Raw genomic sequence first — 12,494 nt, 5'->3', positions numbered from 1 at the left:
GTGTCTTTCTTCTATGGTGAGGAGGGTGGAGTCGGGAGCCGTTTGTCAGTCACGCTGTGCTTGTGATCGGCGCGGTAAAGGGTGCCTGCGGCACCCTCGATCTGTAAGCGCAGCATCCGTGCCTGGGTGTTGAGTTCGATACGTCGTTGCTGGTTCTTCGCCCGCCTGGCGTCACGTACGACGGAGGTCAGTTCGAGCTCCAGGTCGGTCAGCCGTCTTCGCAGTGCGATGGCGTCGGCTGCCTGCAGTGCTGTGCTGGCGGGGCGTCCGTCGGCTGCGGCGGTGCGTACTAGGTCGCGGTACAGCGCCCACATGTTGGTGCGGTCGAGCCGGTCCAGGTGGAGGGTTCCCGGCTCTATCTGCCCGGCCGGCACCACGACGTGTGCGTCGATCACGGATGTCGACCGCGTGGGGTCCGTGCGACTGACATGGCTGAGCGCCAGGGAGAGAGTCGTGGCGCAATCAGGCATATACGCGAGCAGCACCACAGGCTTGGCCATGCTGCGGTGAACGAGTTCGGTCACACGGGTCCGGTCGGCCGCTTTCGTCCTACCTGCCAGGACAACTTCCAGGACCGGTATATCGACGACGGTTCGCTCGCTGTCCTGATATTTGGGTACCTGGATGGTCTCCGGTCGCAGAATTCCAACCAGCTGAGCCAAGGTCACGGCCTTGGCGATCAGGCGTGCATCGGTAGGTGCCTGATCCTCGAACTGCGCGGCGAGCATCTTCTTGGTGATGCGGTGCTGTTGGCGCGCCGCCTCGGGCAAGCCGAGCAAGCCGGCACCGTCGTGCCGATGGGGCATGTCGGTCACGGGATGACGGCCACCCATGCGACCAGGTCCACGGCTTCCAGACTGGGCGCGGTGGCGTCCGTGCCCAGTTGAGAGGGGCCTGCGGAGAACAGGGAGGCCACCATGCTCTCTTCGGCCCTGCCGGAAGCTGCGCGGACCGCCACGTCCAGTAGGCCGCGGTAGTGCGTCATGGACTTGCCCGACCGGGTTGTCCTCTCGAATTCCGCGAGGGCGGTGGCGTCAGGTTCGGGATGGCCCAGGCAGTGGTGGCGCAGGATGTCGAGGGCCAGTTTGGGTTCCTCGATCGAGTGGGCGAGGCTGCCGTCGTCGATTACGTAGGCGAGTACGTACGGGGCCAGTGGATATGCCTTGGAGAAAGTGAACGCGTCGTCGCGCACACGCAGGAGGAACACCGCTCCAGGAGCGAGCCCGTCCTCCGCCAGGGTCTTGTCGAAGCGGGTGACGCCGAACAGGGCCAGGGGCCACCCGGTGATTTCCTGGATCTCGCCGCGGGGGCGTGCGGCGGCGTCCATGCGGAAGTCGGAAAGGGTCAGATCTGTAATGCTCAGGCCGCCGGCGAGGCCTTCCATAGTGGGAGCTGTGTCCTGCATCTGCTGCAGTTGTCTACGCCGGTAGTCGAGATCGTTCATCTCACCAGACATGACGTCCAGGACGTTCTCCTCGCCGGTCGCAGAGACATCCAGAAGAGTCATGCGGCTGGCCACGCGCTTCTCAAGGTTGATGTAGGCGTCCAGGTCCATGTTGGGCCAGAAGTTGACGAGCTGGACGCTGGCGTTGATGGTACCCAGGCGGTCTACGCGTCCGAAGCGCTGGACGATGCGCACGGGGTTCCAGTGAATATCGTAATTGATCACCGTGTCGCAGTCCTGAAGATTTTGGCCTTCGGAGATGGCGTCGGTCGCAATCACAATATCAATTTGCGGAGAAATCAGTTCGCCGCCCTTGGAGCGCGGTGAGAATGCTGTGAGCACGTCGACCATGTGGGTGCGCTTCATCGGGAGGGTGGTCCGGGTGGTCTGCCCCGTGATCAAGGCCACGTGCACCCCCAGCTCCTCGTTGGCCCAGCGGCCTATGTGCTCGTAGAGATATTCTGCTGTGTCGCTAAACGCGGTGAAAACCAGGGCCTTGCGGTTGCCGTCGTTGGTGGGGTATTCGACCTTGTCGCGCAGGAATTGCTTGAGCCGGGCCAGCTTGGCGTCGCGGGGGACATCGACCGCCTTCACCTCGGACAGCAGGGCAGCCACGGTGTCCCGGTCCTGCTGGAGTTCCTGTCTCCACCTGATCCGGTCGATGTCGGCGAGGAACACCTTGACGTTGCCGCCCACGGTGTCCTCGAACTGGGGGTCGTCGAGGTCGATGTTCTCCAGGTCAGCGAAGCCGTCGATGGAGTTTCCTTCGTCCCCCGTTGCTTCGTAAGCGTCGATGCTGGCAATCGCGCTGTCTATGGTGGCGAGGATCTTGCCGAGGGTTTTGTCCAAGGAGTTGACCGAGGATTCCAGACGCTTGAGCAGCCCCACCCGCAGTAGATGGACGATGTTTTTCTCGCGGTCGGTTTGCTTCCACACGCGCTGACCGCCTGTGCGAACCTTCTGGTCGTACATGGCGGCGTACTTGCTCTCGTACTTCGTGCTGACGTAGGAGGTGGGCTTGTAGGCTGCCAGGTTCAAGCGCAGGATCGACTGGTTGATCTGCTCCAACGGAATCATGGCGTTGGCCGTGTCAATGGGCGGGATGAGGTTGATCGGGACCAGTCGGTCGGGGAATTTTCCTACATCCTTGGTGCCGTAGTACTTCTGTATGTGCTTGCGCGAACGGGCGATCGTAACCAGATCCAGCAGGCGTATATAGTCCATACCGAGCGTGCCGACCAGGGACTTCGTGCTCTGGGTGGCAGCAGGCATGCGCTGCCATTCGTTAAAGCGCTTCTGCGCCTTGGCCAGGGTCGCCGCGATGCTCTTGATCCCGTCTGTGGCCAGGGCCTGGTCGTTACCCTCCGTGGCAAACAGAACCTGGTTTTTGAGGTCAGCAAGGCGTGTGTTCACGGGCGTGGCACTAAGCATGAGGACTTTGGTCTTGACGCCGCTCTTGAAGACCTCATTCATGAGGCGTTCGTATCGGGTAATTCGGCCCTTGACCTGCGGATTATTGCGGAAGTTGTGAGACTCGTCAATCACGACGAGGTCGTAGTTGCCCCAGTTAGTGTTGGCCAGATCAATGTCCCCGGATAACCCGCTGATGCGGCTGAGGTCAGTGTGGTTGAGGACGTCGTAATGGAACCGATCCTCGGCCAACGGATTGCGATTGTCATTTCCACGATAAACAGTCCAGTTCTCGCGTAGCCGCTTGGGTGCCAGGACGAGAACACGGTCGTTGCGCAGCTCGTAATACTTGATCACTGCAAGGGCTTCAAAAGTTTTCCCCAGGCCTACGCTGTCGGCAATTATACAGCCGTTGTGGCGCTCAAGCTTTTCGATCGCGCCGAGCACGCCGTCGCGCTGGAACTTGTAGAGCTTTTTCCATACGACGGAATCATAGAATCCGGTCTTGCCACGCTCGGCAGTCTCCTCGCCGGCCTCGTCGACAAAGTCCTTGAACAGGGAGGTCAAGACGCGTAGGTAGACGGACTCGGGAGCCCTGTTCTCGAAGAGGGCCCGGGCAGCGGCGAGGAATTCCTCCTGGATAGAGCCAGTGGTTACGTCGTCGCACCACATCCGCTCGAAGTTGGCGATGGTCTGTGACACCTTGTCCGCATCCGTCGTCTCCAGGGGGAAGTACAGATTTTGGGATGCCACCAGGCCAAGGCTCTCGGCTTCAAGGCCCGCACCGTCGACTGCATAGGGGAACGGGCCGTCGACGCTCGTCCAGGTGCCGCGAGTGCGCCGCTTAAGCGTTCTTGCCCGGAGGTGTCCTTTGGCCCAGGTAACGAACGCGCGGGCGATGCGGTGTTGGTCCAGTCGTGCACGCTTGAGGTTCTCCTCCTCAAGCCCATTGAGAGGGAACTCTTCGAGGCTGTGGCCGTGCAGGAGCAGACGCAGTTCGACGTCGGTCAGCTCGTCCTGGAGCGCCTCGTAGACAAAGAGGGAGAACGACTCCGACAGCGAGTCCAGGCGTGTGGCGCCGGTCAGGTGCTTGCGTAACCGGTCGATCGCGTTGCCTGCATCGCTGGGGACCATGAAGCCGAACCTCCGGGGTGGGTGCGTGGATTTATTGTTGCGCGGGGCGCGTGAGCGACACGGACGCTACCGACGCTTTGCGACTGGCCCGTCGCGTGGCACCGCCCGCCGCCGAGACCAGGACCGGTTCCCCCGCGCCGGATCCTGCCGTCCCCCTTGCACTCACGACATCACCCCGGATAAGGCCCGCGCCAACCCGACCCCACCCCTGCCGGGACCTCGTCGGCGTGGTACCTGAGCATCTACGCCGGCTCGGCAGCCGTTCCGCGTCAGCCAGCGGAGGCGAAGTTGTCGCGGCGGCTGTCCGTCGAACTCGACACCGTGACGTTCTCTCCCGCTCCGAGCCCGACCATGACGCCGCCCGGAGAGTCCTAGACGTCCTCGGGTGAGCTTGGTGGCCCGGCCCACGGACCGCCCGTGAGGCAGAGGATGGGGCACCTCGCGCCCTGACGCGGTTCCGCAGGGCGCAACCGAGCATCACCCGTTGTCGGCGCAGCCGGATAGCTTCGCGGACATGGGGACGGGGATCGACTACGTACGCGGTGACGCGACGACACCGCTGGGCAAGGGCCCGAAGGTGATCGCGCACGTCTGCAACGACATGGGCGGCTGGGGTAAGGGCTTCGTGCTCGCGATCTCCAAGCGCTGGCCCGAACCGGAAGCCGGCTATCGGCACTGGCACCGGGAGCGCGCGAAGAACGACTTCGGCCTGGGCGCCGTGCAGGTCGTCCAGGTGGATCGGCTGCTGTGGGTGGTCAACATGATCGGCCAGCACGGCACGCGCACCGGCAGTAAGGGCGTACCCGTACGCTACGAAGCCATCGACACCGCCCTCGGAACTGTCGCCGCCCGGGCCACCACGTTGAACGCGTCCGTCCACGTGCCACGGATCGGTTGCGGCCTGGCGGACGGCACATGAGAGCGCATTGAGCCGTTGATTGTCGCCCGCCTCGCCACCGCCGACATCCCGGTCACCGTCTACGACCACGGATGCCGGCCGACCAGCGGTCCACCAGAAGGGTGACCCGCCGACCGGTGCCCGGCGATCGACACATCTCAGCCCGTCTGTTGCGGGCCTTCTTCGCTCGGGCGCCGGGGCACACGGTGGTCGCTTAGCCGGCCACGCGGTATGGTCAATGGTATGGCAACGAAGAAATACACCGTGACCTTGCCAGAGGAGCTCGCCGAGGAGATCCGCTCCGAGGTCGGCCCCGGCGGTTTCAGCCGCTACGTCACGCAGGCAGTCGAGCGTCAGCGCGAGCGGGAGCGGCTGCACGAGGGCGTCGACTGGTGGGAGTCCGAATACGGTCCCGTCACGGCGGATGAACTGGCGGAGGCAGAGGCCGAGCGCAAGGAGATCGAGCGCGCCCACGCTGAGCGTGAGGAGCGCGCACGGAAGGGGACACGGTCTTCCGGAGAGGCCGCGTGAGCGACGGACAGGTCTACCTTCTCGACAGTGAAGGCCTGTCGCAGTGGGTACGCGGCGACCGCCGCATGGGCCTGCGCCTCAAGGACGCCGACCGCTCCGACATCCCCGTCGTTACCACGTCGATGACCCTCGTCGAGGCCTATCACGCCAAGCTCCACAGGCCGGCTTGGCGGTGGGCGCTGTCGCGGCTGCGCGTGGAACCGGTGACCGAGCAGATCGCCAACGACGCCATCGACCTCCTCCAGGGCGCCGGACTGCACGGCCACAAGCACGCGATCGACGCCGCGCTTGCCGCTGTGGCCCTTCGGCGGCCCGGCCGGGTCACGATCTTCACCTCGGACGAGGACGACATGCGCAAGCTCTGCGGAGACCGCGTCGTGGTCGTGAAGCTCTGACGCCTAGTGCTCCGGCGCCCCGTCGTGAACCACAGGACGCACCTCCGCGGGTGGCGCTACCGGGCAGGTCAGAACCCGGATCTCTGGGCGAAATGCGTGAGCGATGCGTGAGCGGACAAGGCAGCACCAGCTGGATTGGGTGTCACCGCCGTGACGTCGGCAAGTCCCTGACCAGGGAAGACGGGACCCGACGCCATCGCCCGGCACCACCCACCACGATCCCGCACCCCCTCGTAATGCGTAGGTCAAGGGTTCGATTCCCTTAGGCGGCTCTGTGGAAGCCCCAGGGCTCACTCGCCGTGACCTGGGGCTTTTGCCTTTTCCGCTGACCTTGTGGAGCCGGGTGAGACCGACATACGGGGCCTGCGCATCGCAATCAGCGGCCGCCTTCGGCCTCCAGCAACCGTGACGCGATCCGTGATCCGTGATGCGCTCCACGTGGGCTGCCGCCGCTCCGCGGTGGCCGGAGCGGCGGGGTGGGGGCGGGGTCAGTACCGGGTGATCGGTGCCCACGTCCTGATGGCGAATCCGCTGCCCTTGTTCTCGACTTCGAGGGCACTGTGGCCACTGAAGTGGGCAGGCAGGACCAGGGCGTTGTTGTCCGCGGCCCAGCCGAGCAGCCTGTGGCGGGATGCGCGGGCCTCGGTCGGGTTCTGGCAGAAGCAGCTGCTGTGGTCGGGGTGCATGACCTGTAGTGGTGTGTGCAGCAGGTCGCCGGCGAACAGGGCCCGGTCGTCACCGGAGTTGAGCTTGACGACGCTGGAGCCGGGCGTGTGGCCGGGGGCTGCTTCCAGGCGCAGGTTGCCGTCGATGGTGTGGCCTTCCTCCCACAGCTGGACCTGGCCGGTGGCGTGCACGGGGGCGATGCTGTCCTCGAAGGCGTTCTCGTTGACGCCGCCGGCGATGTTCGGGTTGTTCACCGGGTTCCAGAAATCGAAGTCGGCCCTGGGCATCAAGTAGGTGGCGTTGGGGAAGGTCGGCACCCAGGCACCGTCGGCCAGCCGGGTGTTCCAGCCGATGTGGTCGGCGTGCAGGTGGGTGTTGATCACGAGGTCGACGTCCTCGGGGCGGACACCGGCACGCGCGAGGTTGCCGAGGTAGTCCAGCCGCAGGTGGTCCCACGCGGGGACGGCGGGGCGGGTCTTGTCGTTGCCGACGCCGGTGTCGACCAGGATGGTCCTGCCCTCGCTGCGGAGCAGCCAGGTTTGTATCGCGACGTGGACCACGGTGTCGTCGGGGCCCAGATGGTCGGGCACCAGCATCTCGTGGTGTTCCTGCCAGGCATGCTCGGGCAGGTCGGGGAAGAACTGGTCCGCGGGCATGAGCGGCCCGTGCATCTCCTCGACGCGGGTGACGGTGACGCCGCCGAGTTCGAGCGTGTGCGTGTGCTGCATGGTGTTCTCCGTAAGGTGCGGGCGGGCAGGCTCGGGGGCCATGACCGGCCGGCCCGGGGGAGCCGGTGGGCTGCCCCCGGGGCGCGCTCGCGGTCGGTGTGGTGTCAGCGGCTGAGGTGGGCGACGACGAGATCGGGGTTCGTGGCTGTCACGTAGGCGGCGCTGTCGATGTAGACGGTGTTGCCGCGCAGCGCGACGGAGGTGGGGTTCTGCAGGCCGTCGGCCGCGGTCAGGACGATGGTGTGGGAGCCGTCGGGCCGTACGAGGGCGACCTCGCTGGGACCGTTGAGAGCCGCCAGGATCTCGTCGCCGCGGCCGGTGAAGGCGAAGTCGTCGATCCCGGACAGACCGGTGGCCGCGGTCCGGACCGAGCCCGCGCGGCCGTCCGGGAGGACGGGGATGCGCAGGACGGTGCCCTTGTCGAGGTTGGTGGCCCACACCGCCCCGTCATGGATCTTCAGGCCGTTGGCCCCGAGGAACCCGGTGGAGGCCAGCTCGGGGGCGGTGGACCAGGCGGTCGCCGTGCCGCCGGTGACCGGCACCCTCCAGATGGTGCCGAGGGCGGAGTCGGTGACGTAGAGGGTCCCGGTTCGCGGGTCCAGGGCCAGGCCGTTGGGCAGACCGTTGGCGGGCAGCGCGGCGATGCGCTGCGGTGTGCCCCCGGGACGCAGGCGCCACACGCCGGTCAGGTCGGGGGTGCCGGTGGCGTACAGGAAGTACAGGGTGCCGTCGTCGGCGCGAACGATGCCGACGGTCAGCGGGAAGCCCATGACCGGGGTGTGGACGCCTCCGTCGGCGGGCAGCGGCAGGGTGGCCAGGACACGGATGACGCCCGTGGGGGAGATCTGCGCGACCTGGCGGGCCTCGGCGAAGGTGACGTACTCGCCGCCGCCGGGGGCCAGGGCGATGTTCTCCGGTGTCTGGCCCTTGGCCAGGTCGAAGCGCACGGCGGTTCGGGCGTTGCTCAGCGGGGCGGAGGCGGCCGACGCCGAAGCCGGAACGATCGTCGCGATCACGGCCGAGGAAAGGACAGCAGCCGCAAGGGTGGTCCTGGACAGTCTCTTGAACATGTCGCCTTCTTGTTTTCGGGCATGCGGCAGCGTCGCGCCGGCGCACGGTGGACGGATGGTTCGTGCTCGGGGCGCGATGCGCCCGCGGCTGTTTCGGGCAGCGGCCGGTTGTCGGCCGTGTCCGGTGGACGTCGTGTCTGGTGGACGTCCTGTTCGGTGGATGCCGTGTCCGGTGGACGGGGGCCGGTGAGGTCGGCCCCGGTGCCCGGTGGCGGGGTGTGTCGGCTGGTCGGCGGATGGTGGTGGGGCGTGTCGGCGGGTCAGCCGACGGTGGGGGATGTCGGCGGGGCCAGCCGGTGGTGGTGGGGTGTGCGGCGGGGGCAGCCGGTGGTGGTGGGTGTCGGGTCAGCCGGCGGTGCGGGCCCCCGGCCGTGCCGGGTCGGCCTGAGCGACGGCTTGGGCGGTGACGGCCTGGGCGGTGACGGCTTGAGCGGCGGCCTGGGCGGTGACGGCTCGGGCGAGCAGGGCCAGCGCGGACCGCGCGGGCGAGCCCGGTTCCGTCGTGACGGCCACGAAGTTCTGGCCCGGCTCCTGGCTCCAGGTCTGCTGGGTCACGGTCAGCGGGCCGACCAGCGGATGGCGCATCTCGTAGTCGGCGACGGCGCAGGGCTTGATCCGGTGGTCGGCCCACATCGAGGCGAAGTCCGGGCTTTTCGCGCTCAGTTCGCCCACCAGCGTGTGCAGCGCGGCGTCGTCCGGGTACTGGCCCGCCACCAGACGCAGGTTCCCCACCACCGCCCTGGCCTTGCACGGCCAGTCCGCGTACAGGTCACGGCTGTGGGCGTCGAGGAACACCAGCCGCGCCATGTTGGGACGCTCCGCCGGCCGGTCGGCGGAACCGGGGTCCAGGTGCCCGGCGAACAGGGCGTGGCCCAGCCGGTTCCACGCCAGGACGTCACTGCGGCGGCCGATCACGATCGCCGGGGTGTCCGCCAGCGCCTCCAGCAACTGGGCGGTCGCCTCCGTCACCCGCTCCGGTACGGGCCGACGGCGACGGGCGGCGCCTTGGGGCGACCGCGCCAGGTTGTGCAGGTGCAGCCGCTCGGCCTCGTCCAGCCGCAGCGCCCCGGCGATCGCGTCCAGCACCTCCGGTGAGGCGTTCAGCGACTGCCCCTGCTCCAGTCGGGTGTAGTACGAAGCGCTCACCCCCGCCAGCAGGGCCAACTCCTCACGCCGCAGCCCCGGCACCCGCCGCCGCTCCCCGTAGGTGGGCAGCCCCAGATCCGCAGGACGCAACTGGGAACGCCGCGTCTGCAGGAACTCTCCGAGCCGCACTTTTCCGTTCATGGACCCGAGTATGGATCCGGCCGCAGAATCCAGCCTGCCCCGGCCAGGGATAGGCACCAGCGGATCCGCCTCCCCGGCCGGACCGTTGACATCGGTCCAGTGTTTCCCGTGAAACGGGGATCTCCACGGTCACGGGCAGCGCCCCCGCCCGAGGCCATCCGCGCCGGGCCCTCGCCGCCTGCCGCGTTACGTGACCTTCCGCGTCACGCCACCTATTGCGTTACGCGGCCTCCCGCCTCACGCGGCCTCCCGCCTCACGCGGCCTCCCGCCTCACGCGGCCTCCCGCCTCACGCGGCCTCCCGCCTCACGCGGCCTCCCGCCTCACGCGGCCTCCCGCCTCACGCGGCCTCCGGCGTCCCCCCGCCTTCCGCGTCCTCACCCCTCCCCTGCTCGGGTGAAGCGGACGGCCCAGTCGTGGAGTCGGGTGAGGAGTTCGGGTGGGGTGATGACCTGGAACTCGGCGTCGAGGCTGCCCAGGGCCAGGGTCGGCCAGTCCAGGGAGTCCGTCGTCATGCGTACCCGGCAGTGTTCGGCGTCGATCTCCTCGACGGTGGTCCAGCGGCCGATCCGTTCGCGTACCGTCCCGGCCGGGGCGTTCACCAGGACCTCGACCCGGTAGGAGTGCGGCAGGTTGTCCAGGCCGGCCCTGACGAACGCGGCCGCGTCCGGGGCGGGCAGGGCGCGGGGGCGGAAGCGGGAACCGGTGCCCGTCGGCGCGGTCAGGCGGTCGACCCGGAAGCTGCGCCAGTCGTGCCGGACGAGGTCGTAGGCGACCAGGTACCACCGGCGTCCCGGGCAGACCAGCCGGTGCGGTTCCACATGCCGTTCGGTGTGCCGGCCGTTGGCGGCGACGTAGGAGAACCGGAGCTGTTCGCTGTCCCGGCAGGCCAGCGCCACCTCGGTGAGCACGCCCGGATCGACGCCTTCCGTCGCCGGGCCGCCCCAGTCGGCGGGCACCGTCATCGCCCGCAGCGCCTCCACCCGGCGCCGCAGCCGGGCCGGCATCACCTGCACCAACTTGGCCAGCACCCGCACCGACGACTCGGCGATGCCCTCCACCGCGCCCTGCGCCGCGACCTGAAGCCCGACGGCCAGGGCGACCGCCTCCTCGTCGTCGATCACCAGCGGCGGCAGCACCGCGCCCGAGCCGAGCTGATAACCGCCGTCGGTGCCGCGCTGCGCCTCGACCGGGTAGCCCAGCTCGCGCAGCCGGTCGATGTCCCGGCGCAGGGTGCGGACCGAGATCCCCAGCCGTTCGGCCAGTTCGGTGCCCGGCCAGAACCGGTGGTTCTGGAGCAGGGACAGCAGCCGCAGCGTCCGGGTGCTGGTGTTCGCCATACTCCCGATTCTCCTGCACTTCAGGTCAGAAAGTGACCGCTGTGCTTCCTACCGTTGTTCCTGACCGACGCAACAGGAACCATGGAAGGCGGAGCCCATGAGCGAGACCAGGGCCGTCAACGAACCGACCCCCCAGGACCCGGCCGCCGGGCCGGCCGCCACCGGCGAGCGCGCCGACCTGCTGGCCGTGCTGGCCAAGCACCGGCACTTCCTGCGCTTCACCACCCGCGACCTCACCGACGAGCAGGCCGGGCTGCGGACCACCGCCGGCGAGCTGTGCCTCGGCGGCCTGATCAAGCACGTCGCGGAGGCCGAGCGCGGCTGGGTGGACTTCATCCTGGACCCGTCGTCGAAGCCCGACGCCAGCGCCATGACCGAGGCCGACTTCGCCCGGCGCACCGAGGAGTTCCGGATACTGCCCGGTGAGACGCTCGCCGGTCTGCTGGCCGACTACGCCGAGGTGGCCCGCCGCACCGACGAGGTGGTCGCCGCCCTGCCCGACCTGGACGCCGACAGCCCGCTGCCGAAGGCCCCGTGGTTCGAGCCCGGCGCGCGGTGGTCCGCCCGCCGCGTACTGCTGCACATCATCGCCGAGACCGCCCAGCACGCCGGCCACGCCGACATACTCCGCGAATCCCTCGACGGCGCCAAGACGATGGGTTGATCCACCAAGACGATGGGCTGACTACGACGATGGGTGACCATGACGATGGGTTGGTTACTACGACGATCGGCTGATCACCGGGATCGCGGGCGAGACGCGGGCGCGTGGCGTGCGGACGCGGGACGTTGGGACGTTCCGACGCGGGGTGTGCGAACGGGGGACGTCCCGGCGCAGGACGTGCGGACGCTCGCACCGCGGTCGCCGGACGGCGCCGGAGACCGGACGGTGCCGGAGGTCGTGCCGCGGGGTGTACGGGGGCCGGCCCGGCGGTGACGTTCTGACGGTGAGGAGGTCCGGGGCGTCGGTGGTCGTCGACCCGGGCCTCCGTCAGCACACCGTTCCGCGGCGCGCGGCGCGCGTCAGCCGCCGAACTCGACCGAACGCAGCTTCAGCCGGTCGGAGGCATGGCCGCCGAGCGCCCTGAGCGGGAAGGAGGCGCCGTCGCAGAACGGGCCGGTGAAGACCTTGGCGACGGAGGCGGTGTCGTTGTGCGGGCTGTGGGCGGGCGACAGATACGGGGACGCCACCTCGCGCAGCGGGACGCACGTGTGGCTGGGCGGATCGACGACGAGGCCCAGGTGAGGTGCGCCCGAGGGGTCGTCGTAGACGTACGTGAATGCCCCCTCGGTGGCGCTCGCGGCGGTCGGCAGGCTCAGCGCGAGCGCGGCGGCGCTGACGGCGGCGGCGAGCAGGGTGGTGCGAAGGCGCATGGGGAGGTTCCTCACGATATACGGGTCAATGCCGCCTGTGCACTGCCCCCGCACGAGCCCCCTCATGCCGAACCGCGCCCGGCCCCACCCGAACGAGTACGGTCCGCGGCGTCGGCACGTGTACCCGTCACGACGCACGCCCCGCTCGCTCCGCGACGAGCCGGCGGCCACCGCGGCGGGCTCCTCGCCGGCCGCGTCCAGTGCCGCACCCCGCCGGA

10 protein-coding genes and 1 pseudogene are annotated in these 12,494 nt (G+C 68.4%); 4 read left to right on the top strand and 7 right to left on the bottom strand.

From position 1 onward, the window contains the following. Positions 1-11: 11 nt before the first annotated feature. Positions 12-806 carry a DUF4391 domain-containing protein gene (locus POF43_RS09430; protein ID WP_271322301.1) on the bottom strand — a complete coding sequence of 265 codons (795 nt, stop codon included), beginning with the start codon at positions 804-806 and terminating at the stop codon, positions 12-14. Positions 807-811: 5 nt separating this feature from the next. Then, positions 812-3,988, bottom strand: a complete 3,177-nt coding sequence (locus POF43_RS09425; RefSeq protein WP_271322296.1) for a helicase-related protein — start codon at positions 3,986-3,988, stop codon at positions 812-814. Positions 3,989-4,502: 514 nt separating this feature from the next. On the opposite strand from POF43_RS09425, the pseudogene POF43_RS09420 reads away from it, so the two are divergent. The 3 genes and pseudogenes from POF43_RS09420 (at position 4,503) to POF43_RS09410 (ending at position 5,812) form a co-directional block, all read left to right on the top strand. After that, positions 4,503-5,012, top strand: a pseudogene (locus POF43_RS09420) (macro domain-containing protein). A gap of 117 nt (positions 5,013-5,129) precedes the next feature. Beyond that, entirely contained in the window at positions 5,130-5,417 is a 288-nt protein-coding gene (locus POF43_RS09415; protein ID WP_271322297.1) for a hypothetical protein, read from the top strand. Further along, positions 5,414-5,812: a PIN domain-containing protein gene (locus POF43_RS09410; RefSeq protein WP_271322298.1), complete on the top strand. Its 399-nt coding sequence runs from the start codon at positions 5,414-5,416 to the stop codon at positions 5,810-5,812. Before POF43_RS09415 ends, POF43_RS09410 begins: the two co-directional genes overlap by 4 nt. Before the next feature lie 488 nt (positions 5,813-6,300). Here the strand turns inward: POF43_RS09410 and POF43_RS09405 are convergent, their stop codons facing one another. The 4 genes from POF43_RS09405 to POF43_RS09390 form a co-directional block, all read right to left on the bottom strand. Next, the gene (locus POF43_RS09405; protein WP_271322299.1) at positions 6,301-7,206 is read right to left on the bottom strand and encodes an MBL fold metallo-hydrolase; all 906 of its coding nucleotides are present in this window, start codon (positions 7,204-7,206) and stop codon (positions 6,301-6,303) included. Between the two features lie 104 nt (positions 7,207-7,310). Beyond that, positions 7,311-8,276, bottom strand: coding sequence for an SMP-30/gluconolactonase/LRE family protein (locus POF43_RS09400; protein WP_271322300.1), 966 nt, complete (start codon positions 8,274-8,276; stop codon positions 7,311-7,313). Between the two features lie 345 nt (positions 8,277-8,621). Then, positions 8,622-9,563, bottom strand: coding sequence for a helix-turn-helix domain-containing protein (locus POF43_RS09395; protein WP_271325308.1), 942 nt, complete (start codon positions 9,561-9,563; stop codon positions 8,622-8,624). A 376-nt stretch (positions 9,564-9,939) separates the two neighbouring features. Beyond that, a complete protein-coding gene (locus POF43_RS09390) occupies positions 9,940-10,902 on the bottom strand; it encodes a helix-turn-helix transcriptional regulator (protein WP_271325307.1) in 963 nt (320 codons plus the stop codon). Positions 10,903-10,999: 97 nt separating this feature from the next. Here POF43_RS09390 and POF43_RS09385 point away from each other — a divergent pair, with 97 nt between their 5' ends. After that, positions 11,000-11,566 carry a DinB family protein gene (locus tag POF43_RS09385; RefSeq protein ID WP_271325306.1) on the top strand — a complete coding sequence of 189 codons (567 nt, stop codon included), beginning with the start codon at positions 11,000-11,002 and terminating at the stop codon, positions 11,564-11,566. Between the two features lie 359 nt (positions 11,567-11,925). Here POF43_RS09385 and POF43_RS09380 read toward each other — a convergent pair whose 3' ends face one another. Beyond that, on the bottom strand, positions 11,926-12,276 hold the full coding sequence (locus POF43_RS09380) for a hypothetical protein (RefSeq protein WP_271325305.1): 351 nt from the start codon (positions 12,274-12,276) through the stop codon (positions 11,926-11,928). Positions 12,277-12,494 lie beyond the last annotated feature (218 nt).

Origin of the sequence: Streptantibioticus silvisoli (assembly GCF_027947535.2) — a bacterium.
GTDB lineage: Bacteria > Actinomycetota > Actinomycetes > Streptomycetales > Streptomycetaceae > Streptantibioticus_C > Streptantibioticus_C silvisoli.
This window is presented reverse-complemented; position numbering and strand designations above follow the sequence as displayed.

Excerpts from the sequence above, each read along its gene's own strand:
- POF43_RS09430 (WP_271322301.1), bottom strand. The coding sequence starts at position 806 with ATGCCCCATCGGCACGACGGTGCCGGCTTGCTCGGCTTGCCCGAGGCG.
- POF43_RS09395 (WP_271325308.1), bottom strand. The coding sequence starts at position 9,563 with ATGAACGGAAAAGTGCGGCTCGGAGAGTTCCTGCAGACGCGGCGTTCC.
- POF43_RS09405 (WP_271322299.1), bottom strand. The coding sequence starts at position 7,206 with ATGCAGCACACGCACACGCTCGAACTCGGCGGCGTCACCGTCACCCGC.
- POF43_RS09400 (WP_271322300.1), bottom strand. The coding sequence starts at position 8,276 with ATGTTCAAGAGACTGTCCAGGACCACCCTTGCGGCTGCTGTCCTTTCC.
- POF43_RS09390 (WP_271325307.1), bottom strand. The coding sequence starts at position 10,902 with ATGGCGAACACCAGCACCCGGACGCTGCGGCTGCTGTCCCTGCTCCAG.
- POF43_RS09415 (WP_271322297.1), top strand. The coding sequence starts at position 5,130 with ATGGCAACGAAGAAATACACCGTGACCTTGCCAGAGGAGCTCGCCGAG.
- POF43_RS09385 (WP_271325306.1), top strand. The coding sequence starts at position 11,000 with ATGAGCGAGACCAGGGCCGTCAACGAACCGACCCCCCAGGACCCGGCC.
- POF43_RS09425 (WP_271322296.1), bottom strand. The coding sequence starts at position 3,988 with ATGGTCCCCAGCGATGCAGGCAACGCGATCGACCGGTTACGCAAGCAC.
- POF43_RS09380 (WP_271325305.1), bottom strand. The coding sequence starts at position 12,276 with ATGCGCCTTCGCACCACCCTGCTCGCCGCCGCCGTCAGCGCCGCCGCG.